The organism is Kaistia hirudinis (assembly GCF_014196455.1).
Taxonomy (GTDB): Bacteria; Pseudomonadota; Alphaproteobacteria; order Rhizobiales; family Kaistiaceae; genus Kaistia; species Kaistia hirudinis.
On record NZ_JACIDS010000002.1, the window covers coordinates 685,853 to 709,294 of the forward strand.

Below are 23,442 nucleotides of genomic sequence, written 5' to 3' on the forward strand. Positions count from 1 at the left end.
TCTCTCCACTTGCGTGTCCGCCGCCGACCGGCAGACTGGCGCCAACCAAGGGGGATTCGCGACATGATCCGCGGGACGATGACGAGACTGGCCGCGACGGCCTTTGCACTGGCGCTGGCCGGGACGGCGGCCCTTGCGGCAGCGCAGGACGACGCGCTGCCGACGCTGGGCGGGGCGGGGCAGGCGACGCCGCCCGGCTGGGTCAGCAGCTGCCAGGCGCCCGCCCGCGACGCGACGCTCGAATGCCGGATGGAGCAGCGCGCGGTTCTCAAGCAGACCGGCCAGATCGTGGCCTCCGTGACGATCCGCGTGCCGGCCGATACGCGCAAGCCCGTCCTGATGGTGCGCGTGCCGCTCGGGCTGTCGATCGAATCGGGCGTCACGCTCGCGGTCGACGGCGCGAAGGGGCGGAGCCTGCCGATCCAGACCTGCGACGGCGGCGGCTGCTATGCCGGCGCGCCGCTGCCCGCTGATCTGCTGAGTGCGCTGTCGAAGGGCAACGAACTCGACATCGTCTTCCAGAATCTCGAAAAGGCGCCGATCAAGCTCGTCATGCCGCTCGCCGGCTTCACCGACGCCTATGGCCGGATCAAATAGTGCCATCCCATCCCGCGCGATTGACCACGCGAATCGGCTGCGTGCAGGATCGGCGCATGGCTGATTCGCTCGACGACGAGGGACCGCGGCGCGATCGACCGATCCTCAACCGGATCGTCGAGGCGTTGTGCGTGATCGCATTCCTCTTTGCGCTGGTGCTGTGGCAATCCGACGGGACGCTCAGGGCCGTCCGCAATCTTGTCGCCGCTATCGGCTTCGGCGGATCGAGCGAGCCTCAGGCGATGCTCGCGGTCGCGCCGCCGCCCGACCCCGCCTTGCTCGACCGGGAGACGACGGGCTCGATCCCGGCGACGGCGCCGCTGCACATCGCGGTGGGGGAGGCGGAGCAGGCCCCGCAGGCCGAGGCAGATCTGCCGCCGGTGGGCTGGCGCGCGGCCTGCGACGGGGCCACGCCGGCCTTCTGCACCGCCACGCAGAGCCTCACCCTCGCGGGCGAGACCGATCTCGAGACATCCTGGACCATCGAGAAGGGCAAGGACGGTCTCGTTGCCGTCTGGACGACGCCGACCGACGTGATGGTCAGCCGCGGCATGTCGCTGAAGCTCGGCAGCGGCAGCGCCAAGGTCGTGCCGTTCGATTCCTGCGGCCCGCATTCCTGCGAGGTTCGAGCAAAGCTCGCGAGCGATTTCCTCGCCGATCTGCGCAAGGCCGGCACTGCCCGGACGGAAATCATGCTTCGGGGCGGGCGCGCCGTGACCTTCGACTTCCTGCCCGACGGTCTCGCCGCAGCGCTCGACAAACTCGGCGTCTGAACGGCAAAGCGCAGTTTCGCTCCGCCCCAGGCGGGAAATCAACAACTCGGTATATCGGGGGAAAGCGCGTTGGTCGGAGTGGCAGGATTTGAACCTGCGACCCCATCGTCCCGAACGATGTGCGCTACCAGGCTGCGCTACACTCCGTGACCACCGGCGAGGCGGTATATAGCCGCCGTGCCATTCGCCCGCAAGCACCGAATGCAAAGCCTGTGGACGAAGCGAACGCCGTTGCGGGGGAAAAGTCGAAACGCTATACGAGCCGAACCGGCCGGCACCGCGCGTGCCACCTGCTGGGGCGTCGCCAAGTGGTAAGGCAGCGGTTTTTGGTACCGCCATTCGAAGGTTCGAATCCTTCCGCCCCAGCCAGACTTTCAGTGTGATGGTCGCCGGCTTCGGTCGCGTCGATCCCCGTGCGCCAGGGCCTCTCCGCCATCGGCTCTATTTCTCGTCCGCGAAGGACGGATTGCCCTTCTTCTTCAGGAAGTCGACCATCTCGGGCGCCACATCCCAGTTGCCGGGAAATGGCTTCTCGGCGGGGGCGTTGCGGATGTTCCGCATATAGTTTGTGACGTTTTGGGCATATTGCGCATGGGCGGGCCCTTCCACCGTGAAGCCGTTCCAGACCCCGACGACGCCGAATGCGATGATGGCGAAGATGACAAGGGCGCCGGTGCGTGCCGGCAGGGCACCGGCCGTCCACGCCCGATCGGCGAGAACGATCGCCGCGAGCAGGACGGGAACGGCCATCTGGATATGCCAATTGCCGAGATAGCCACGGATCACCGCCACTGCACCCAGCAGCGCGACGCTGTAGAGCGTCAGCGCAGCCGGGAGGGCAAGGGCGCTGATGCGGCCCTTGACTGCGGCGAAGAGACCGAGCGCCAACATGGTGATGACAAGAACGAGCCCGGTGGCGGATCGCAGGTCGAACCCGAACTGCTTCAGGACAAGGGGCGAACTGAACAGCACGCCGCCGATCGCCGTCAGGATGTAGTAGGCGACAGGGGCGGGACTGCCCTGATCGCCACCCCCGCTGATGGCGTGCAGCACAAGGGCGACTGCGATGAACGCGGCGGCCAACACCAGGATTGCCAGCAGCTTCTCGCGTCGGGGCAATGGCTTAAGCGCGATCAACGCGCCGGCGGCGATCAGGCTGAAAGCGGCCGGCGCGGAGGACAGCACGCCGAGCGCCGCGAGAATCGCGAAGATTAGGGCAGAGCGCAGATCGATCCGGCCTTCTCGCGTTCCCTGGTCGAGTACGACGAGACCGATTACCGGCAGCCAGATGGACAGCGTCAGCGTGAACTGGAAGCCCCACTGAAATTCCATGAAATGCGCAGGGCTCGCGAGAATCAGCGCGGCCAGCAGCGCTGCCACGAGCGACAGTCCGGAGCGCGCCAGGGCGAGGGCAACGGCCAGAAAGCAAGCAGCTGTTATGGCGACCATGGCACGCGCGTCGAAGCCGAAGACGGGCGCGATGGTCAGATAGATCAGGTTCGGTACAATCAGCGGGTGATCATTGATCTTCCAGCCTAGGGCCCCGATGATCGCCAGGATGTTCTTGAACGAAGCATGTTGGGCGACCATCGCATTGTAGACAAGGATCCACTCATCGGTCAGCGGTGTGGGTGTTGCGAAGCGCCATATGAAGATGAGGGTTACAAGGAAGGGCAGGACGACGAGAGCGGTCTTCAGTGTAGGCTTTGTCAGTTTCACGTTGATCCTGCGTTCTTCCGGTGGTCTCGATCCGGTCATGGGCCGCTCAAGCACGCATGCCCGGATCACATCATGGGGCCCAATTGGGCACGGACTTCACGCGACGTGCCTCAGCTCTTCTTCAGGAACGGTCCGATCAGGGACAGGTCTGCCTCGGACAGGCGTTCGGAGGCCGTGGCCGCCTGGTGCCAGTAGGGATAGAGCAGGGGCGGCTGGCTGGCCTTGTCGAGGCGGGCGCGCTCGTCGGCGGTCAGGGTCAGGCTCGCCGCCTTGAGATTGTCGGCGAGTTGCGCATCGGTCCGCGCGCCGATGATCAGCGTCGTCACGCCGGGGCGGCCGAGGAGCCAGGCGAGGGCGACCTGCGCGCCCGAGACGTCGCGGTCGGCGGCGATCGTGACCAGTTCCTCGACGATGTCGTAAAGCTGGCTCTGGTCGCGCACCGGCGGCTCGTTCCATGCGGTGAGATGGCGCGAGCCGGCCGGCGGCTCGATCCCGCGGCGATATTTGCCCGACAGCAATCCGCCCGCCAGCGGGCTCCAGATCATCGTGCCGAGCCCCTGGTCGATCGTGATCGGAAGGAGTTCGTACTCCGCCTCGCGGGCCTGCAACGAATAGTGGATCTGCTGGCTGACATAGCGCTGGAAATTGTGCCGGTCCGACGCTGCGAGCGCCTTCATCAGGTGCCAGCCGGAATAGTTCGACGCGCCGACATAGCGCACCTTGCCGGAGCGCACGAGCGTATCCAGCGCCTCCATCGTCTCCTCGAGCGGAGTCCGGCCGTCCCATTGATGGAGCTGGTAGAGATCGATGTAGTCGGTGCGCAGGCGGCGCAGCGACTTCTCCAGTTCCGCGATGATGTGATAGCGCGACGCGCCGCCGTCATTGGGGCCAGGCCCGATCGTCATGCGGCATTTGGTGGCGAGCAGCACCTTGTCGCGCGGAACCGGCAGGGCCTCGCCGATAATCTCCTCGGAGACGCCGTTCGAATAGACATTGGCCGTGTCGATGAAATTGACGCCCGCGTCGATCGCCATGGCCATCTGCCGGCCGGCGCCCGCCGCATCGGTCGAGCCGACATTGGCGAACGGCCCCAGCCCGCCGAAGGTCATGGTCCCGAGCGTCAGCGTCGAGACGCGCAGGCCGGAGCGGCCCAGCTGTCTGTATTCCATGGCATTTCTCCCTTGAGCCTCTGGCGTCCGCGATGCAGCGGCGCACGCGTGCCGCTGATGGCGGCGTTCCGCCGCCATCGTAGCGAAAGCCGGGCGGTCGTCTATACGGCGCGCCGCGCGGACAGGCGCCGGTCGGATTGTCCGGACGCAAAATTGCGCGTGAAGCGGGGGACCTCACTCGCCGGCAGCGGCTCGGCGATCAGATAGCCCTGGACGAGATGACAGCCGAGGGCGCGCAGGAGATCCAGTTGCTCCCGCGTCTCGACACCCTCGGCCACGATGTCGAGGCCCAGCGCACCGGCGAGTGAGACGAGCGAGCGCACCAGCGCCGTGGTCTTCGCGCTCGTCTCGATGTCGGCGACGAAGGAGCGATCGATCTTGAGGCTGTTGACGGGGAGCTTCAGCAAATGGCTCAGCGAGGCGAAGCCTGTGCCGAAATCATCAAGGGCGACCGAAAAGCCCAGGGCCTGCAGCGCGCCGAGCGTCTCGGCGATCCGGTCCGCATCGCGCGACAGCACCGTGGTCTCCGTGACCTCGATCGCGAGTTGCCGGCTCGACAGGCCGTTCTCCCACAGCTTCTCCGAAATCTCCGACGCGAACTCCGGCTGACGCAGATCGAAGCTCGTCACGTTCACGCTGACATGCGCGGGAACGGCATCGTTGCTCCACTCCTTGATGTCCGAGACGATCGCATCGATCATGCGGCGCGTCATGGCCTGGGCGACGTCCGGGACATCGAGCGCCTCCGCGAAATGTACCGGAGAGAGCAGCCCGCGCTCGGGATGACGCCAGCGGGCCAGCGCCTCGAATCCGACGATCTGCCCTGTCCGCAGATCGAGCAGGGGCTGGTAGTGAGGAATGATCTCGCCCCGCTCGATCGCGGCGCCGAGCCTTCCGATGAGGCGATAGATGCGCTCGGCCTGCAGGCGTAGCGTGGGCTCGAAGAAGACCGGACGGCCGCGACCATCGCGTTTCGCGCGATAGACGGCCATATCGGCGGCGGCGGTCAGCTCGCGGGCGATCTGTCCGTCGTCGGGATAGAGGGCGGCGCCGACGGAGAGGCTGATCGGCACCTCCCGGCACTCGATCGTGAACGGCGCCATCCCGGCACGGACGAGGTGTTCGACGGCATCCTCGATCGCGCGCCGGTCGTTGGGGCCGGTGAGGATCACGGCAAACTCGTCGCCGCCCATGCGGCCGACGACGCCGGCCTTGCCGACCGCCGCAGCGAGGCGGCGCGACACCTCACGCAGCACCTCGTCGCCACCAGCATGGCCGAAGCGATCGTTGATCTCCTTGAAGCGGTCGATATCGACCACGCAAAGCACGAGGCGATTGCCGTCACGTGCCGCTTCCAGGAGCGCCTCCTCGAAACGGGTCTCGAAATAGCTGCGGTTGGGGGCGCCTGTCAGACCGTCATGCTGGGCGAGATGGATGAGCTCGAGCTCCAGGATCTTGTTGCGCCGGATTTCTTCGCGCAGTTCGACGGTGGTTCTCTTCAGGGCGTCGTTGCTCGCCTTCAGGTCGATCGCGTGCCGCTCGAGGAGGCCATGCGCACTCAGCAATTCGTCGTGCTTGTGCTCGATGGCGCGCCGCGCGGCGATTTCCGGACCGATATCGACCCCGGTGATGGTGACATATTCGCCCCACGGCATGAACCGGAAGAGCCGGTCGGTGGCCATTCCGTTCTGGACATAGCTGAGTTCGAATGAACCGGACTGCTGCGTCTCGACGGCGGCAATGAAGCGGTCGAGCGCGCCGACGGCCCGCGCAAACGGGAACCGCACCGTCAGGAGCGATCCGATGAGGGAATCGGCGGCCTCGCCGAGACGGCGCCCCGCTTCGGCATTCGCAGCGACGGTTCGGAAATCGATGATGCTGCCGGCCTCGTCCCGGACCGCCTCGATGACCGTGATCGAATCGGAACTGGCATGGAAGACCGCGCGCAGAAGTTCGTTTTCGGTCTCGCTGCTGCGCACATAGATGAGCAGCCCCCGGTGGCCGTCGATCCGCACCGGGAGGATCAGCCGCTCGTTGACGCCCATCGCGCTCGATCCGAAGCGCTGCTGCAGGCAGAGCGAGGGCTTTCCGTCTTCAAGGATGCGCCAATAGCGATCGGCAAACAGGCGCATGCCGGCATTGTCGATCTCGGACACCTTCAATCCGGCCCGCAAATGGCTGAAAATCGCGGAAACGGACCGGCCGACATGATCATAGACGAGGTCGCCGTCTGCCTCGAACAGCCCCATCAGCCGGTCGGCGATGGGGGCGAACTCCGCGCGCAGCGTGGCGGCATCGACCGGACCCGCATTGGCGTGATGCCGCCAGGACGCCAGCAGATCGCGTATATCGCAATACTGCGTGGCGTGGTCGATGTCTTCGTGGATCTCCTCGACGGAAGTGTGCACGTCAATCACTCTTTCTGCCGAAGTGGAGATTGCGCCTATACAGGTTAATTGGTGCTTTCAGGCGAGCCTCAGATAAAGCGCATAGTCGAGATCGGGTATCTCTGCGAAGAACCGCTCGCATTCGGCCCGCTTGATCGCGAGATAGATTTCGGTGAACCGCTCGCCGAGGCGCCGCGGCAGAAAATCCGAGGCCCGTGCGGCGGCGAGGGCGTCCGGCCAGCTCGACGGCAGGCTCGGCGCGATCTGCTCATAGCCATTGCCGACGATCGGCGCGCCGGGATCGATAGATTTTTCAATGCCTTCGAGCATGGCGGCGAGCACCGTCGCCAGCGCGACATAGGGATTGGCATCGGCGCCGGCGACGCGCTGCTCAAGGTGGCGGCTGGCGGGAGGGCCTGCGGTGACGCGGACCGGGACGGAGCGGTTGTCGATCGCCCAGGCCGGGCCGACCGGCGCATAGGAGTTGCGGCGGAAGCGGCGATAGGAATTGGCGTTCGGCGCGAACATCGCCATGCTTTCGCCCATCGTCGCCAGCAGGCCGCCAATGGCGAATTTGAGCAGTGGATTGGCCTCCCCCTCGCCGGCGAAGAGATTATTGCCCGCGGAATCGGCGAGGCTCGCATGGACATGCATGCCGCTTCCCGACCAGGTCGCATAGGGCTTGGCCATGAAGGTCGCGACATAGCCGCGCCGTTCGGCGACGCCCTTGACGAGCCGCTTGAACAGGATGGCATCGTCGGCGGCGCGGAGCGCATCGGTGCGATGGCCGAGCACGATCTCGAACTGGCCCGGCGCATATTCGGCGATCAGCGTGCGGGCCGGCAGGCCCATCGCCTCGGCGCCGCGATAGACTTCGTCGAGGAAGGGCGAGAAGTCCTCGAGGTCCTGGACCAGATAGGCCTGGAGCTGCGACTGGCGAAAGCCCGACTTGCCGGCGGGCGGACGCGGCCGGCCGGCGAGCATCGCCTCCCGGTCGATCAGGTAGAATTCGAGCTCGATCGCGACGACGGGGAAATAGCCGGCGGCCCGGAGTGCCGCGTCGACGCGGGCGACGGCATGGCGGGGATCCGCCTCGGTCGGCGTGCCGTCCTTCTCGAACGAGGTGAGCACGAATTGCGCCGAGGGCGTGTCGAGCCACGGCGCCATGGTCAGCGTGCCGGGAACCGGCCGGCAGTCGCGGTCGGAATCGCCCTGGTCCCAGACGAGGCCGGTCTCTTCGACATCGGCGCCGGTAATATCGAGCGAGAGGATCGAACAGGGCAGGGGCCGCCCGTGGCGATAGGCGGCAACGAGCTCTTCGCGGCGCAGGATCTTGCCGCGCTGTACGCCGGAGGGATCGGTCAGGAACGCCTCGAACTGCCGGATCTGAGGATGCGCGGCGAGGAAGGCCTCCGCCTCGGTCGGATCGCCGCCCTTCATGGCCGGTCTCCCGCGCCGAGCAGGGCATCGAAGGCGGCGGCGAGCGTCGCGACGAGCTTGTCGACCTCGGCCGCGCCGGTCGCGGGCGAGACGAGCATCATATTGTGGAAGGGCGTCAACAGAACCCCGCGGTTGAGAAGGAAGAGATGGATGGCCCGCTCCAGATCGTGATCGAGCGCAAGGCGCGCCTCGGCCCCGTTCACGGGCGGCGTATCGGTAAAAACGAGTTCGACACGTGCGCCGAGGCGGATCATCGACCAGGGCAGGCCGCGCCGCGCGATTTCGGCGTCGATGCCGTCGGCGAGCGTTCCGGCCAGCGCCGTCATCTGCGCATAGGCTTCCGGCGTCATGACCTCGGTCAGGCAGGCGCGCATGGCCGCCATGGCGAGCAGATTGCCCGAGAGCGTTGTCCCGATCCCGCTATAGCCGGGCGCCTTGGCGTCGAGCACGCCGCGCATGCCGGCCTCGACGGCGGCTGTGAAGCCATAGACCGCGGCGGGCAGACCGCCCGCGACCGGCTTGCCGAGCACGAAGAAATCGGGCGCCAGGCTCTCCCGCGCGATGTGGCCGCCATAAGCGGTGGCGATCGTATGCGTCTCGTCGAGGCAGATCAGCGCGCCATGGCGATGGGCCAGCGCGATCAGGCCTTCGAGAAAGCCCGGCTGCGGCAGCACCATGGCGGTATTGGTCAGCGCGGGCTCGGTCAAAACCAGCGCGACATCGCCCGCCGCCAGGGCCGCTTCCGCCGCGCCGAGATCGTTGAACGGCACGGCGATCGACCCCGGTGCTCCCGGCGCCTGGCCAACCAGCCCCGCCTTGAGCACGGTCCGCCCGTCGCGATGATCGACGAAGGCCTCATCGACCTGGCCGTGATAGCAGCCGTCGAAGACGAGCACGCGCGGGCGGCCCGTCAGCGCCCGCGCCCAGCGGATGACGGCGCGGTTGGCGTCGCTCGCCGTCGCCGTCACCTGCCAGAACGGCAGGCCGAAGATCGCCTCCAGCCGCGCCCCGACGGCCGCGACATCGGGGCCGGGCAGCATGGCAGTGAGCCCATGGCCGGCCTGCGCGGCGATCGCCCTGGCGATGGCGGGCGGCGAATGACCGAACAGCGCGCCGCCGTCGCCGAGGCAGAAATCGACATAGTGATGGCCGTCGGCATCCGTGATGGCGCAGCCTTCGGCCGAGACGATCGACAGCGGGAAGGGCGTGCCCCAATCCAGCATCCAGTGCAGCGGCACGCCGCCGAGAAAGTGCCGTCCCGTCTCGCCGGCGAGCGCCCGCGCGCGCGGATGCGACGCCGCGAAGCTCTCGGCCTCGCGTGCGGCCAGTTCGCGCGCCCGGGCCCGCAGCGTCTCGCGATCGGTCAATCGGTCGTCTCTCGTTGCATCATCCGGATTAGTCTTATCGTCATCCCGGTAACAAAATGAAGGGGCCGCGCGCTGCTGGAGCGGATCACAACGGCCGGTTCGAGGAGATGGCCTCGCCGGGCCGCGCACGCGAATGACGCCGTAGCAGGCAGAGCGCGGGACGTCCTTCGGTGAAAAAAGAAGGGTCACATATGATTGGCTTTCAAATCAATAATTCCTATGTTGCCCTTGAGCGAGTGCCTGGACGGAGTGTCGGCCGCGTCTCGCTCGCAGCAGCGGCCGTCGGCAGGTTCGGCGGACGGAGGAAACGGCGCAACGCGTTGCCAAAGAAAGGAAAATCATGACGCGGAATCTCCTGGACTATTCGGGCAAGACTGTTCTGATCACCGGCGCGGCGTCGGGCATCGGTCGGGCGACGGCCTTGGCCTTCGCCGAGCAGGGTGCACGGATCGTCATCGGCGACGTCGGCGAAGGCGCGCGTGACACCGTCGAGCAGATCCGCGCCAAGGGTGGGGAAGCGATCTTCCAGCATGCCGACGTGGCCGATTCGGCGTCGGTTCAGTCTTTGGTGAATGCGGCTGTCGCTACCTATGGCCGGATCGATGCGGCATTCAACAATGCCGGCATCCTGCCGCCGACGGCCGACTTCGCTGACATGAAGGAGGAGGATTTCGACCGGATCATCAGCGTCGATCTCAAGGGGGTCTTCCTGTGCGTCAAATATGAGATCCAGGCGATGCTGAAGACGGGCGGCGGCGCGATCGTCAACACGGCGTCTGTCGCGGGCGTGATCGCGGATCCGGGCATGGCCCCCTATGCCGCCGCCAAGCACGGCGTGGTCGGGCTGACCAAGGCCGCCGCCCTCGACTATGCGAAGCGCGGCATCCGCGTGAACGCCATAGCCCCGGGCCTGATCCGCACGCCGATGACGGAACGCTGGCTGGCCGATCCCCAGTTCACGCAGGCACTGATGGCCAACAGCCCGATGGGGAGAGCTGCGGAGCCGGAGGAGATGGCAGGCGTGGTCCTCTTTCTGTGCTCACCCGCCGCATCGTTCGTCAACGGCGCGGTGTGGCTGGCCGATGGCGGCATGACGGCGCACTGAGCGGGGCGCCAGGCCGGGCCGGATGACAAGGCGCGAACGTCGCTTGGCGAGTGGTTTGGCCATGTCGTCCGGCCCGCATGCCTCAATCGGCGTCAATCCGCTGGGCCGGAGGCCCGGCGGGTGCCACTGTCCAGGCTTTCGCGACCACCGACAAGACAAGAGAGCGCGACACTCATCACCTCGATGGAACTTCCTTGCGGCTTTGTTCGTTTGAACATGCGTCCAATTCACAGGAGGTTGCCATGGGCCGTTCCATTCTTCTCTGGCTGCTGGGTGTTCCTATCCCGATCATCATTCTCCTCGCGATCTTCTTCCGGTGACGGGGGCTCCTATGGCAATGGTCGAAACGTCGACGGTCGGTACGCTGGAATCTCCGCGTTCTGCCGTCTCATGGGGCGCTATCCTCGCCGGCGCCGTCGTCGCGTCGGCCGTCTCGCTCGTGCTCGTGCTGCTCGGCTCCGGCCTCGGGCTCGCGGCCGTCTCGCCCTGGTCCGGGGCGGGCGCATCCGTCACGACATTCGCCGTCTCGGCGGTGATCTGGTTCGTGGCGACGCAGTGGATCGCGTCGGCCTTCGGCGGCTACATCACCGGGCGCCTGCGGACGAAATGGACCGATCTCCACGGTGACGAGGTGTTCTTCCGCGATACGGCCCATGGCTTCATCGCCTGGTGCCTGTCGACGCTGATCGTCGCAGCCGTGTTCTCGTCCATGCTGGCGGGCATCGTCTCGCAGGGTGCGCAGAGTGGTGCGGTCGTGCTGGCGGGCGCCGCGCAGGGCGCGACGCAGGGCGCAACCCAGTCGGCCAATCTGGCGGATCCGACGGACTATTTCATCGATACGCTGTTCCGTCCGGCCGCCGGCAGCGCGCCGTCCGAGGCGAACGCCGCGGAAGCGCGGACCGAAGCGACGCGCATCATCGTCACCGGCCTTGCCAGCGGCGAAATCCCGGCCGCGGACAAGACCTATCTCGCCGAGATGGTTGCCAGCCGCACCGGCATCTCCCCGGCTGACGCGACGCAGCGGGTCGAGGCGGTTCTCGCCCAGATGGAAGCCGCCAAGCAGAAGGCCAAGGAAGCCGCCGATGCCGCCCGCAAGGCCGGATTGACGACGGCATTACTGACGGTCGCGGCCCTCCTCGTCGGCGCCTTCATCTCGAGCGTCGCCGCCGCCATCGCCGGCCGCCAGCGCGACGAAGACGCACCGGAGATCGTGACTCGAAGGGGCGGTATCGTGGGGTAGCATTCGGGGATGAGACGACCCGTCGGTCGCCTTCTGATCCCGAGACAAGAAAGACGCCGCTCTCCCCTGGGAGGGCGGCGTTTTCGTTTGGGTGCCCGATGGTCTGGATGGCCGGGCGGCGACCCATCGAGGTCATGGCGGGTCTTGCTGTTGATGCAGGACGTCTGGATTGCCGGGTCAAGCCCGGCAATGACAGCCGGGGGCAGCACGCGAGGGCGTCTCGCCGGCCGCAGAAGGAATGATCTGCGCCTCGGCTGGCTGAAACAGCCAGCCGTCATCGAACCGCGATATCAGGCGCCCTGCAGCGCCGCCTGGAGCTGCCCGGAGGCGGGCTGGCGCTGGCGGCGGACCTTGCGGGCGGCGCGCTCGGCCGCGACCGCGTCGGTGAAGATCGCACCTTCGAGCGCAGCGAAGGTGCGCTCCAGTGCGTGGAAGGCGAATGAACGGCCCGTGCGGACCAGAATGCCGGCCGCCTTGTCGTCGATCTCGATGATGTAATTGTCGAACATCGAAGTACCCCTTTGCGCCATCCCGTGCCATGCAAGCTTCGGGCCGCGGCAAAAAATCTTGGCTGAAAGAACTGTGCCGTACGAAAGCGACACGCCCCAATGCCTGTGATCAGGCGTGGTTCCAACACCGACAGTGCATCTTCCCGCGCGGCCCGCTCGATCGGGGGAGAACGAAGGTCTCGGACATCGAAGGCACTCCTGGTGGAGGCATGGGCGGCGCCGGGGGGGCGTCGCCATGCCGCTTCGTCGGCAGAAATCCTCGCCAAAGCGGGGCATCGGCGCGCTTGCGCGCCCTTCACGGGATCGACGTCCCGTGCTCCGCCTCGACGATCAGTCTGCCTCCGGACGGCACGGGGATACCAGCGAAGCATTTCCGTTTTTTGACAAGGAATTAGGGTGGATTTCCCGGGAGCGGCCCACCCGCCGCGATGCGTTCCGCCAGCGCCTTTTCGATTGACAGGAGAAGGGCATCGCCCTTGTCTCGGCTCAATAAAATTCGGGAGGAAGAGAATGGCGACCTATCTCGGCATCGATGTCGGCACGTCGGCGGTCAAGGCGCTGCTTGTCGACTCGGCGCAGACGATTCTGGCCGAGGCCGAGGAGCCGCTGGCGATCGCGCGGCCGCATCCGCTGTGGTCCGAGCAGGATCCGGAGGATTGGTGGCGGGCGACCGAGCGCGCCGTACGGCGCCTCCGCGATGCCTCTGGCGCCGCCTTCGCCGCCGTCGCCGGAATCGGGCTTTCGGGTCAGATGCACGGCGCCGTGCTCATGGATGAGGCGGATCGCGTCCTGCGGCCGGCTATCTTGTGGAACGATGGCCGCAGCCACGCCGAATGCGCGGAGCTGGAGCGCCGTGTTCCCGGGCTCGGCCGGATCGCCGGCGTGCCGGCCATGCCGGGCTTCACGGCGCCGAAGCTGGTCTGGGTCGCGAAGCACGAGCCGGAGATCTTCGCCCGCATCGCGCATATCCTGCTGCCGAAGGATTATGTCCGCTTCCGCCTGACCGGAGACCATATCTCCGAGATGTCGGACGCGGCCGGCTCGCTCTGGCTCGACGAGAGCGCGCGGCGCTGGTCCGAGGCCGTGGTCGGCGCCTGCGGCCTGCCGCTCTCGGTGATGCCGCGACTGGTCGAGGGCTCCGACGCGGCGGGAACGCTTTCGCCGGCCATCGCGCAGGCCTGGGGCATTGCGGGGCCGGTGGTGGTGGCCGGCGGCGCGGGCGATGCGGCGGGCGGCGGTATCGGCATCGGCGCGATCGACGAGAACGACGCCTTCATCTCGCTCGGGACCTCAGGCCAATATTTCGTCGTCAATGAAAGCTACCGGCCCTATCCCGATGCCTATGTGCACACCTTCGCGCATGCGCTGCCGGGTCGCTGGTTCCAGATGGCGGCGATGCTGAACGGGGCGAGCGCGCTCGCCTGGGCGGCCTTGGCGGTCGGCGAGAGCGATATCGGCAAGCTGCTCGCCGAGGTGGAGGCGGCGCCGCGCGGACGCGACGGCCTCGTCTTCCTGCCCTATCTCGCCGGCGAGCGCACGCCGCACAACGATCCCTATGCCCGCGGCGTGTTCTTCGGCCTCGATCCGACGACCAGCCGCGCCGACCTGATCCGCGCGGTGCTGGAAGGCGTCGCCTTCTCCTTCGCCGATGCGCAGGCGGCGCTCGCCACGGCGGGAACGCGGCCGACGCGGATGGGCGCGATCGGCGGCGGCGCGCGGAGCCCGCTCTGGATGCAGATCTTCGCCGACGTGCTGGGCATTGAGATCGTCGTGCACCAGGGCGGCGAGAAGGGACCCGCCTTCGGCGCCGCGCGTCTCGCCATCATGGCGACGACGGGGATCAGTGCGCGTGAGGCCTCTCCGCCGCCGCCGGTGCGCCGTCTCTTCACGCCCGACAGCGCCGCGCACGCGGCCTACCAGCCGAAGCTGGAGCGGTTCCGCCGGCTCTATCCGCTGCTGCGCGAGGAGTTCGCGCGGGGGTGAGTGGATGATGCATCCTTCGCAACGCCGCAGAATTCTGCGGTTTTGCACCGCGATGCGGAATCGAATCCGGATTGACTTGTCGTCGGGGAGGGCGATTAAGTGTAGCAGAATAAATTAATGGCGGCCTCGAAGCCGCTTTGGGGAGGGACGGCGTTGGAGAGCGTCGGCTTCGGCCGCGGAAGCAATTCCGCGCAGCTTCGCCGCTATAATGAGCGGCTCGTCCTGCAGCGGCTGCGCCGTGCGGGCGAGGCTTCGAAGGCCGATCTCGCGCGCGCCGCCGACCTCACCAACACGGCGATCGGCGCCATCATCCAGAAGCTGGAAGACCAGAGCCTGATCGTTTCCGTCGGCAAGCGGCACGATGGCGGCCGCGGCCAGCCGGCGACGCTGCTGCGCCTCAATCCGCAAGGCGCCTATGGCATCGGCGTGCGCCTCGACCGCCGCTCGATCGAGACGATCCTGATCGATTTTGCCGGTCATGCCATCGCCCGGCGCGCCTATGACATCGTGCTGCCGCGGCCGCAGGAAGCGCTGGCGCTGGTCGTGCGCGACATCCGCGAGCTGCTGGCCCTGCTCGATCGCCCGGCGCGCGAGCGCTTCGCCGGCGTGGGCCTCGCGCTGCCCTATAATCTCGGCGCCTGGCTCGGCCGCCTCGATTTGCCGCCCGAGACCTTCGCGCCCTGGGACGAGGTCGATTTCGCGCGGCTCCTGCAGGAGGCGACGGGCCTGCCTGTCTCCTGCGAGAATGACGGCAATGCGGCGGCGATCGCGGAGCTCTTCTATGGCGTCGGCCGGCGCCTCGACGATTTCCTCTATCTCTTTGTCGGCCCGGCGATCGGCGGCGGCGTGGTCACCGGCGGCGATCTGCTGCGCGGCAGCCATGGCAATGCCGGCGACGTGGCGGTGATGCCCGTCGGCCCGAGCCGCCTCGCCTCGGCGCCGCGCCCGCCGGCGAGCGGCGAACTTTTGATCACGCGCGCCTCGCTCACCGCGCTCGACCGCCACCTCGCCGCGGCGGGGCTCGCCGTCGGCGCGCCGGCGGATGCCGAGGCCGCCTTCCTCGCCGGCCATCCGGCCGTGACGGAGTGGCTGGAGGACGCCGTCGACGCGCTGACGCCGTCGATCTGGACCGCCATGGCGCTGCTCGACGTGCCGGTGGTGGTACTGGATGCCGATATCGACGCCGGGCTCGTCGACGCGCTGATCGCGCGGCTCGGCGCGCAACTGGCCGCCGAGGCGCCGGAGGCGCGGCGGCCGCCCCGCCTGGTCCATGGCTCGTTCGGGCGTGATGCCGGCGCGATCGGCGCCGCCAGCCTGCCGATGTTCTATTCCTTCTCGCCGCGCGCCTCGATCCTGATGCGGGCCAGCGACGAGCGGGGCATGCGCGAGACCCTCGCCGGCTGAGCCGGCGTGACGAGGTTCGGCCGACGCCGGGGAGGGCGACGGCCGCGATATCCGGGAGGAGCCGGGTGCACGCGGGGGAACTGGTCGCCCCGCGGGCGATAAGGGAGAGACCAGGGAGGAAACGACATGCTGAAGAAGATTCTGCTGGCCGGCGCCGTGATCGCGCTGTCGGCCGTGCCGGCGCTCGCCGACGAGACGATCGGCCTCATCACCAAGACGGAGACCAACCCGTTCTTCGTCAAGATGCGCGAGGGCGCCCAGGCCAAGGCCAAGGAGCTCGGCATCACGCTGATCACCGCCGCCGGCAAGTATGACGGCGACAATGACGGCCAGGTGGCCGCGATCGAGAATCTGATCGCCGCCGGCGCCAAGGGCTTCGCGATCGTCCCCTCGGATTCGAAGGCGATCGTGCCGACCATCAAGAAGGCGCGCGACGCCGGGCTGATGGTCATCGTGCTCGATACGCCGCTCGACCCGATGGACGCGGCCACGGCGACCTTTGCGACCGACAACCGCAAGGCCGGCCAGTTGATCGGCCAGTGGGCCGCTGGCACGCTCGGCGACAAGGCCAAGGACGCGAAGATCGTCCTGCTCGACCTCGCCACCAACCAGCCGACCGTCGACTTTCTGCGTGACCAGGGCTTCATGCAGGGCTTCGGCATCGACGTGAAGGACCCGAACAAGTACGGCGACGAGACCGATCCGCGCATCTGCACGCACGAGATCAGCCAGGGCGACCAGGAGAAGGGCCGCACGGCGATGGAGAACGCCCTGCAGAAGTGCCCGGACGTCAATGTGGTCTACACGATCAACGAGCCGGCCGCGGCCGGCGCCTGGCAGGCGCTCAAGGCCGTCGGCAAGGATGACGGCTCCGTCATGATCGTGTCGGTCGATGGCGGCTGCCCGGGCGTCAAGAATGTCGAGGCCGGCGTGATCGGCGCGACCAGCCAGCAATACCCGCTGAAGATGGCGGCCCTCGCGCTCGAGGCGATCCATTCCGGCAAGCTGCCGGAGATCGACCCGGCCGTCGGCTTCTTCGACACCGGCGCCCAGCTGGTCACGGCCAAGCCCGTCGACGGCGTGCCGTCGATCAACGTCGAGGAGGGGCTCAAGCTCTGCTGGGGCTGAGCCGGTCCGGCCGCTGCCGTGAGGCGGCGGCCGTCCTTTCGCGTGGGGGCGATCGACGCCCCCACTCCTTGAGCGTCGGGAGGATCGCCGCATGAGCGACAATCAATCCGGCTCGGCTCTCGCCGAGCGCGGTCTGCAAGGGGCCGACCAGTCGGTCGCCAGTTTCGACGAGGGCGATGTCGGCATCGTCCGCCGGATGCAGGGCTTCCTGCACCGCTTTCCGACGATGGTGCCGTTCATCGTCCTGCTCGCGGGCGTCCTCATCTTCTCCTTCGCCGCGCCCGGCAAGTTCTTTGCGCCATTCAATTTCTCGCTGGTGCTGCAGCAGGTCACGATCATCGCGATCCTCGGCGTCGCGCAGACGCTGGTGATCCTCACCGCCGGCATCGACCTGTCGGTCGGCATGATCATGATCCTCGCCTCGGTGGTCATGGGGCGCACCGCGGTCGTCTATGGCGTGCCGGTCGAGATCGCTTTTCCGCTCGGCCTCGCCGTCGGCACGGCCTGCGGCCTCCTCAACGGCCTCATCGTGACGCTGCTGCGGCTGCCGCCCTTCATCGTCACGCTCGGCACCTGGTCGATCTTCGGCGCGCTCAATGTCTGGTATTCGAGGAGCGAGACCATCCGCCAGCAGGACATGGACGCCAACGCGCCCTTCCTGCAGGTCACCGGCACGGTGATGAAGCCATACAGCTTCTTCTCCCAGACATTCGGTCTCGATCTCCCCTTTCTCAAGGGATGGGTGCTCACCTATGGCTCGGTGGTGATGATCATCGTCGCCCTGGTCATCTGGTACATCCTCAACAAGACCGCCTTCGGCCGCCATGTCTATGCGACGGGCGACGATCCGGATTCCGCACGCCTCGCCGGCATCAACACGACCAAGACGCTGATCGGCGTCTACACGCTGGCCGGCTTCATCTGCGCCATCGCGGCCTGGGTGCTGATCGGACGCATCGGCGGCGTCAGCCCGCAGGCCGGCCAGACCGCCAATCTCGATTCGATCACCGCCGTGGTGATCGGCGGAACCTCGCTCTTCGGCGGCCGCGGCTCGATCATCGGCACGCTGATCGGCGCGCTCATCGTGGGTGTCTTTCGCAACGGCCTCGCGCTCTCCGGCCTCGAACTGCTCTGGCAGGATTTCGCTGTCGGCGTGCTGATCATCGTCGCCGTCACGATCGACCAGTGGATCAGGAAGCTCTCGACATGAAAGCGGAACCCGTCCTCCAGGCCCGCGGCCTCAACAAGCGCTATGGCCGCGTCGTCGCGCTCGACAATGCCGATTTCGATCTGATGCCGGACGAGATCTTGGCTGTCATCGGCGACAATGGCGCCGGCAAGTCGACCCTGATCAAGGCGCTGACCGGCGCCGTGATCCCCGATTTCGGCGAGATCAGGCTGAACGGCCAGCCGGTCGCCTTCAAGAGCCCGATCGAGGCGCGCCATCGCGGCATCGAGACCGTCTACCAGAACCTTGCCGTGTCGCCGGCGCTCTCGATCGCGGACAATGTGTTTCTCGGCCGCGAGAAGCGGCGCGAGGACTGGATCGGCCGGATCTTCCGGACGCTCGACCGCGGCTACATGCAGCGCGAGGCGCGTCGCCATCTCTCCGATCTCGGCCTTCTGACGATCCAGAACATCAACCAGCCGGTCGAGACGCTCTCGGGCGGCCAGCGCCAGGGCGTCGCGGTCGCCCGTGCCGCCGCCTTCGGCAGCCGCGTCGTCATCATGGACGAGCCGACCGCCGCGCTCGGCGTCAAGGAATCGCGCAAGGTGCTGGAACTGATGGAGCGACTGAAGGCGCGGGGCCTGCCCATCGTGCTGATCAGCCACAACATGCCGCATGTCTTCGAGGTGGCTGACCGCATCCACATCCACCGCCTCGGCAAGCGCATCGCGGTCATCGACCCGAAACGCCACTCGATGTCGGACGCCGTGGCGATCATGACGGGCGCGATGGCCCCGCCGGAAGACGAGGCGGCGTAGGGGACCTGTCTGGGTATGCCGCGCCTGACGCCCGGCCAGGCCCCGCCTCCCCAACTCGCCAATGAGGGGGGAGAGGGCCGGGCAGCATGGTTCGTGTACGTCGTGTCCCGTCTCTTTCCCTTCGCGCATTGGCGCGGCCTCGGCTATCGTCACGGGGATCCGCCCGAGACCGCCTGCCATGCGCCTGCCCGGCCGTCCGCTCTATTATCTCGTCGTCGTCGCCTATCTCGTCGGCGCGGTGCTGCTGCGCATTTCCGATCCGTTTCCGGTCGAGGCGCTGCGCTATCTCGGCTTCGACCTCTATCAGCGCATCGATCCGGCGCCGCCGGTTGCCGACAAGCCTGTGGTGATCGTCGATATCGACGAGGATTCGCTCAAGGCGCTCGGACAATGGCCCTGGCCGCGCACGCGCATGGCCGAGCTCGCGCAGCGCCTGTTCGAGGCCGGCGCGGCGACGGTCGCCTTCGACATGCTGTTCTCCGAGGCGGACCAGACCTCGCCCGAGGAAGTGGTGAAGCGGCTGCCGCCGGAGCAGGCGGCGCTTGTCGCCGGCTCGATCGATCCCGCGGCCGGCAATGACAAGGCGCTCGCGGCGGTCCTCGCCCAGACGCCGTCCGTGCTCGGCATTTCGCTGTCGCGCGGTGGCGGCGAGAAGCCTGAGATCCGGGCCGGCTTTGCGGTCGCCGGCGACGATCCGAAGCCCTTCGTGCCGGACTTCGTCGGCGCCATCCGCAATCTGCCGGCGCTCGAGGATGCGGCACCCGGCGCCGGCTCGATCAACTGGATTCCGGACCGCGACCAGATCGTGCGCCGCGTTCCGCTCATCTTCCGCGTCGGCAACCAGTTCGTGCCCTCGCTCGCCGCCGAGGCGCTGCGCGTCGTGCAGGGCGCCGGCAGCTATGTGCTCAAATCGTCGAACGCGAATGGCGAGGAGGCGTTCGGCGCGGAGACGGGCCTCAACCACATCAAGATCGGCGAGCTGGTCGTGCCGACGGATGCGGAGGGCGCGATCTGGCTGCGCTTCCGCCCGTCCGATCCCGGCAGCTTCATTCCGGCGCGCACCGTGCTCGACGGGACCATGCCGGCCGATGCCGTCAATGGGCGCATCGTGTTGATCGGGACGTCCGCGGCCGGCCTGCTCGACCTCCGCGCCACGCCGATCGATGTCGCCGTGCCCGGCGTCGAGATCCATGCGCAGGTGATCGAGCACATCCTCTCCGGCCAGTTCCTCGCCCGACCGGACTATGCGCGCGGCGTCGAGCTGGCGGTCATGGTGCTGCTCGGGCTGCTCCTCGCGGTGATCGCGCCGCGCCTCTCGGCAACCTTCGGCGCCGTTCTCGGCTTCGCGGCGATCGGCGGCGTGCTCGTCGCCGGCTTTCTCGCCTTCGATGTCGGCGGCATGCTGTTCGACGTGCTCTATCCCGCGCTGGTGCTGATCCTGCTCACCATCGGCACGGCGCTCTATACCTATCGCGAGGCCGAGCGGGCCAAGGCCGGCGTGCGGCGCGCCTTCCAGTATTATGTCTCGCCCGATGTGGTCGACGAGATCATCGCCGATCCGAAGCGGCTCGAGCTCGGCGGCGAGGTGCGCGAGTTGACGCTGCTCTTCTGCGACGTGCGCGGCTTCACGACGATTTCGGAGGGGATGACGGCGCATGAGCTGACGCGCTTCATCAACAATCTGCTGACGCCGCTCTCCGAGATCATCCTCAAGCACCGCGGCACGATCGACAAATATATGGGCGATGCGATCATGGCGTTCTGGAACGCCCCGCTCGACGATCCAGACCATGCGCGCCATGCCGTCGAGGCGGCGGAGGAGATGCTGGCGGCGATGGGGCCGCTCAACGAGGCCTGGCAGCGCGAGGCCGAGGCGGCGGGGCGCACCATGCCGCTGGTCAGGATCGGCATCGGCATCAATACGGGCGAATGCTGCGTCGGCAATCTCGGCTCGGCGACGCGCTTCGACTATTCCGCCATCGGCGACGAGGTGAACGTCGCGAGCCGCTTCGAGTCGCTCACCAAGGAATATGGGCTCAGCCTGCTGATGGGCGAGCAGGCGGCGCGCCTGGCGGGCCGCGACGCCATTGTCGAGGTCGACCGCGTCAAGGTGAAGGGCAAGACCATCGCGACGCGCCTCTATACGGTCGCGCCCAAGGACAGCCCGGCGGACTGGCTGGCGAGCCATCGCCGCTTCGTGGGCGCCATGTCGGCCGCGGATTGGGAGACGGCGGAAGCCGAGCGGATTGTCGCAGCCGCAGCGGCGCCCGCGGGCTTTGCCGGCTACTACGAACGAATCGCTGAGAAAATCCGGATAAATGCAGCCAATTCGGGGGAAAATATCCCACAAATGGCTGATTGAAGTGTGACCTCAATCACACTAGAAGCTGTGCCACTCGGCCTAGAGTGCCGTGAGTAGCGACCGGCCGCACGCCGGACGTGAGGGAGCCGCCGATCGATGAATACCGCTATCACGGCGCTCGTCGCCCTGACGGTCCTCCAGGTCAAGCACCTGATCTGCGACTTCTTCCTGCAGACCAGCCACCAGATCGAAAACAAGGGCATCTATGGCCACCCCGGTGGCCTGATCCATGCCGGCATCCATGCGATCGGCACGCTGCCGGTGTTTCTCGTCTATCCCGTCGGCCTCGTCCCGGCGGCCGTGATCGTGGTGCTGGAATTCATCGTCCACTACCACATCGACTGGCTGAAGAACGTCGTCAGCAACCATTATGGCTGGACGGTCCGCGACCCCGCCTATTGGTGGGCCTTCGGCATCGACCAGTTCGCGCACCAGATCACCTATCTGGTCATGGTGCTGGCGCTGGTGCTGCTGACGGGCTGAGGCGTTCAGGCGGAGCGGCCGAACAGGCGCCGCACCGCGCCGGCGATCTCGTCGGTGCGGATGCCGAGCAGGCGGTGCGCATGTTCGTCATCGGCGATCGCGATCAGCTGCGCCCGCCGTTCCACCAGCATTTCGTCCATCCGGTCGAGCAGTTCCGGCGAGCGCACGAAGACGGATTCGAGCGCGACCTTGGTGATCTCGACCGCCCGGCTCGGCTCGACCGCCGTCACGGTGGCGGAGCGGCGCGCGCCGGTCAGCAGCGACATCTCGCCCACGATGTCGCCGGGGCCGAGCACCGCCACTTCGCGTGTCGCATGGCGCGTGCCGGCGACGGAGACCTCGAGCCGGCCCCAGAGGATCGCGACCATGAAGGTGCCGAAATCGCCCTCGCTCATCAGCACCGTGCCCGGCTCATAGTCCACGACATGGCAGCGCGCGGCGAGGTGGTCGAGCTCCTCCGGAGGCAGGACGTCGGCGAACAGGCTGATCTTGCCGAGCGTGGCGCGGACGTCCATCGTACCCTCCCTGAGCCCGCGCATTCTTCGCTGCGGTGCGGCGCGGCGTCAAGCGGCGCTCAGCGGCTCCGGAATTCGATCGGCACGCGAATGGGGTAGGGCGACTTCGGCGGCGGCGGGAACGGCGCCGCACGCTGGACCGTGGCCAGCGCGGCCCTGTCGACATCGCCATTGCCGGAGCTTGCGACCAGGCGGAGGGCGCTGATCGCGCCGCCCGCGCCGATGACGAAGGCGACATGCGCCGTGCCGCGCGCGTCGCTGTCGTCGATCGCGCGGCGCGCCCGGCGCAGCTTGGCGGCGACGCGGGCCGCATAGCCGGCCTTGAAGGCGTTGCCGCGTCCGGCTTCCGTGCTGCGGCCGCGTCCGGGATCCGTCGCCTCGCTGTCGGCATCGGCTTCCTCGCCGCCCTTGGTGTCGGCGAGCTCGCCGCTGCCACGCGGCGGCGTGACCGGCTTCTCGGCCTTGCGCGGCAGCAGGGCGGTGCGGACCTTGGCGGCCCGCCGCTCCGGCTTCGCTTCGGGCTTCACCGCGGGCCTCGGCTCCGGCTTCGGCGCCTCGGCAATCTCCGGGATCTCCTCGCGCACCGGCTCGATGGCCTCGATCGGGGTTACCGGTGTCACCGCCGCGACCTCGCGCGGCGCCTCGACCGGCTGGACCGGCTCGGCCGGCGCAATCTCCGACGCGACCGCCTCGGTGGGCGCGACGGAGGCCGTCTCGATGGTCGCCACCGCCGGCGCCGCCGCGACCGGCTCGCTCTCGGGAACGACCGCCGCGGCTGCCGCGAGGTCCGACTCGACCGCGGCTGCGGCGGTCTCTTCCAGCGGCGTGACGGACGCGACTTCGTTTTGCGACGGCGCGTCAACGGGATCGGCCGGCGCCGTCGCTGAAATCTCCTGCGGCGCGGCCTGCTGCGGCTCGATCTCCTGCGGCGCCGTGGCGGCGAGCGGGGCGGGCTCCACGACGGACGGTGCCGGCGGGGTGATCTCCGTCGGCTGCAGCGCCGCGACCTCGGTGGTCTCGATGGCCTGCGCCGCCTCGGTCGTCGTCGTCTCGGCCTGCGTCACCGGCTGGACCGAGGCCATCTCGGTCGCCTCGGTCAGCGTCTCGACCGGCATGTCGATGCCGATTACCGCGTCGACCGAGCCGACGACCTTGCTGCCGGCGCCGCTGCCGGCCTCTTCCATCGTGGTGTCGGTCGGCGTCAGCGCCATCACCAGCCCGGCATGGGCGACGAGGGAGAGCGCGATCGCGACGATCCAGCGGCGACGCAGCATG

19 protein-coding genes and 2 tRNA genes are annotated in these 23,442 nt (G+C 67.7%); 12 read left to right on the forward strand and 9 right to left on the reverse strand.

Annotation, left to right across the window (positions count from 1 at the left end; translation table 11 throughout):
* The first annotated feature begins 63 nt into the window (after nt 1-63).
* Nucleotides 64-597 (forward strand): invasion associated locus B family protein, encoded by a 534-nt coding sequence (locus GGR25_RS08290; protein WP_183398270.1) that lies wholly within the window; start codon nt 64-66, stop codon nt 595-597.
* 56 nt (nt 598-653) lie between these two features.
* Entirely contained in the window at nt 654-1,370 is a 717-nt protein-coding gene (locus tag GGR25_RS08295; RefSeq protein ID WP_183398271.1) for an invasion associated locus B family protein, read from the forward strand.
* Nucleotides 1,371-1,440: 70 nt separating this feature from the next.
* On the opposite strand, the gene GGR25_RS08300 is transcribed toward GGR25_RS08295, so the two are convergent.
* Nucleotides 1,441-1,517 (reverse strand) — tRNA-Pro (locus tag GGR25_RS08300).
* A 147-nt stretch (nt 1,518-1,664) separates the two neighbouring features.
* On the opposite strand from GGR25_RS08300, the gene GGR25_RS08305 reads away from it, so the two are divergent.
* A tRNA-Gln gene (locus GGR25_RS08305) sits at nt 1,665-1,739 on the forward strand.
* Nucleotides 1,740-1,811: 72 nt separating this feature from the next.
* Here the strand turns inward: GGR25_RS08305 and GGR25_RS08310 are convergent.
* The 5 genes from GGR25_RS08310 to GGR25_RS08330 all read right to left on the reverse strand — a co-directional run bounded on the left by GGR25_RS08310 (nt 1,812) and on the right by GGR25_RS08330 (nt 9,452).
* A complete protein-coding gene (locus GGR25_RS08310) occupies nt 1,812-3,128 on the reverse strand; it encodes a hypothetical protein (RefSeq protein ID WP_183398272.1) in 1,317 nt (438 codons plus the stop codon).
* A gap of 71 nt (nt 3,129-3,199) precedes the next feature.
* Nucleotides 3,200-4,258, reverse strand: coding sequence for an aldo/keto reductase (locus tag GGR25_RS08315; protein ID WP_183398273.1), 1,059 nt, complete (start codon nt 4,256-4,258; stop codon nt 3,200-3,202).
* Between the two features lie 101 nt (nt 4,259-4,359).
* Nucleotides 4,360-6,666 (reverse strand): EAL domain-containing protein, encoded by a 2,307-nt coding sequence (locus GGR25_RS08320; protein WP_183398274.1) that lies wholly within the window; start codon nt 6,664-6,666, stop codon nt 4,360-4,362.
* Nucleotides 6,667-6,723: 57 nt separating this feature from the next.
* Nucleotides 6,724-8,085 carry a glutamine synthetase family protein gene (locus GGR25_RS08325; protein WP_183398275.1) on the reverse strand — a complete coding sequence of 454 codons (1,362 nt, stop codon included), beginning with the start codon at nt 8,083-8,085 and terminating at the stop codon, nt 6,724-6,726.
* Nucleotides 8,082-9,452, reverse strand: a complete 1,371-nt coding sequence (locus tag GGR25_RS08330) for a transaminase (RefSeq protein WP_183398276.1) — start codon at nt 9,450-9,452, stop codon at nt 8,082-8,084. The genes GGR25_RS08325 and GGR25_RS08330 overlap by 4 nt, the downstream gene beginning before the upstream one ends.
* Nucleotides 9,453-9,792: 340 nt before the next feature.
* Here GGR25_RS08330 and GGR25_RS08335 point away from each other — a divergent pair, with 340 nt between their 5' ends.
* Nucleotides 9,793-10,557 (forward strand): SDR family NAD(P)-dependent oxidoreductase, encoded by a 765-nt coding sequence (locus GGR25_RS08335; protein WP_183398277.1) that lies wholly within the window; start codon nt 9,793-9,795, stop codon nt 10,555-10,557.
* Between the two features lie 331 nt (nt 10,558-10,888).
* On the forward strand, nt 10,889-11,797 hold the full coding sequence (locus tag GGR25_RS08340; RefSeq protein ID WP_183398278.1) for a hypothetical protein: 909 nt from the start codon (nt 10,889-10,891) through the stop codon (nt 11,795-11,797).
* Between the two features lie 290 nt (nt 11,798-12,087).
* Here GGR25_RS08340 and GGR25_RS08345 read toward each other — a convergent pair whose 3' ends face one another.
* Entirely contained in the window at nt 12,088-12,306 is a 219-nt protein-coding gene (locus tag GGR25_RS08345; RefSeq protein ID WP_183398279.1) for a hypothetical protein, read from the reverse strand.
* Between the two features lie 510 nt (nt 12,307-12,816).
* On the opposite strand from GGR25_RS08345, the gene xylB reads away from it, so the two are divergent.
* From xylB to GGR25_RS08380, 7 genes are all read left to right on the forward strand, one after another.
* Complete coding sequence (gene xylB, locus GGR25_RS08350; protein WP_183398280.1) at nt 12,817-14,289, forward strand: xylulokinase; 1,473 nt, start codon at nt 12,817-12,819, stop codon at nt 14,287-14,289.
* A gap of 117 nt (nt 14,290-14,406) precedes the next feature.
* Nucleotides 14,407-15,693, forward strand: a complete 1,287-nt coding sequence (locus GGR25_RS08355) for an ROK family transcriptional regulator (RefSeq protein WP_183398281.1) — start codon at nt 14,407-14,409, stop codon at nt 15,691-15,693.
* A gap of 126 nt (nt 15,694-15,819) precedes the next feature.
* On the forward strand, nt 15,820-16,821 hold the full coding sequence (locus GGR25_RS08360; protein WP_183398282.1) for a sugar ABC transporter substrate-binding protein: 1,002 nt from the start codon (nt 15,820-15,822) through the stop codon (nt 16,819-16,821).
* 91 nt (nt 16,822-16,912) lie between these two features.
* Nucleotides 16,913-18,031 carry an ABC transporter permease gene (locus GGR25_RS08365; protein ID WP_183398283.1) on the forward strand — a complete coding sequence of 373 codons (1,119 nt, stop codon included), beginning with the start codon at nt 16,913-16,915 and terminating at the stop codon, nt 18,029-18,031.
* On the forward strand, nt 18,028-18,807 hold the full coding sequence (locus GGR25_RS08370) for an ATP-binding cassette domain-containing protein (RefSeq protein WP_183398284.1): 780 nt from the start codon (nt 18,028-18,030) through the stop codon (nt 18,805-18,807). The genes GGR25_RS08365 and GGR25_RS08370 overlap by 4 nt, the downstream gene beginning before the upstream one ends.
* A gap of 178 nt (nt 18,808-18,985) precedes the next feature.
* Nucleotides 18,986-21,169 (forward strand): CHASE2 domain-containing protein, encoded by a 2,184-nt coding sequence (locus GGR25_RS08375; RefSeq protein ID WP_183398285.1) that lies wholly within the window; start codon nt 18,986-18,988, stop codon nt 21,167-21,169.
* 96 nt (nt 21,170-21,265) lie between these two features.
* On the forward strand, nt 21,266-21,652 hold the full coding sequence (locus tag GGR25_RS08380) for a DUF3307 domain-containing protein (RefSeq protein WP_183398286.1): 387 nt from the start codon (nt 21,266-21,268) through the stop codon (nt 21,650-21,652).
* Between the two features lie 5 nt (nt 21,653-21,657).
* Here GGR25_RS08380 and GGR25_RS08385 read toward each other — a convergent pair whose 3' ends face one another.
* Complete coding sequence (locus GGR25_RS08385; RefSeq protein WP_183398287.1) at nt 21,658-22,167, reverse strand: Crp/Fnr family transcriptional regulator; 510 nt, start codon at nt 22,165-22,167, stop codon at nt 21,658-21,660.
* A 59-nt stretch (nt 22,168-22,226) separates the two neighbouring features.
* Nucleotides 22,227-23,441, reverse strand: a complete 1,215-nt coding sequence (locus GGR25_RS08390) for an energy transducer TonB family protein (RefSeq protein WP_183398288.1) — start codon at nt 23,439-23,441, stop codon at nt 22,227-22,229.
* Between the last annotated feature and the right edge of the window lies 1 nt (nt 23,442).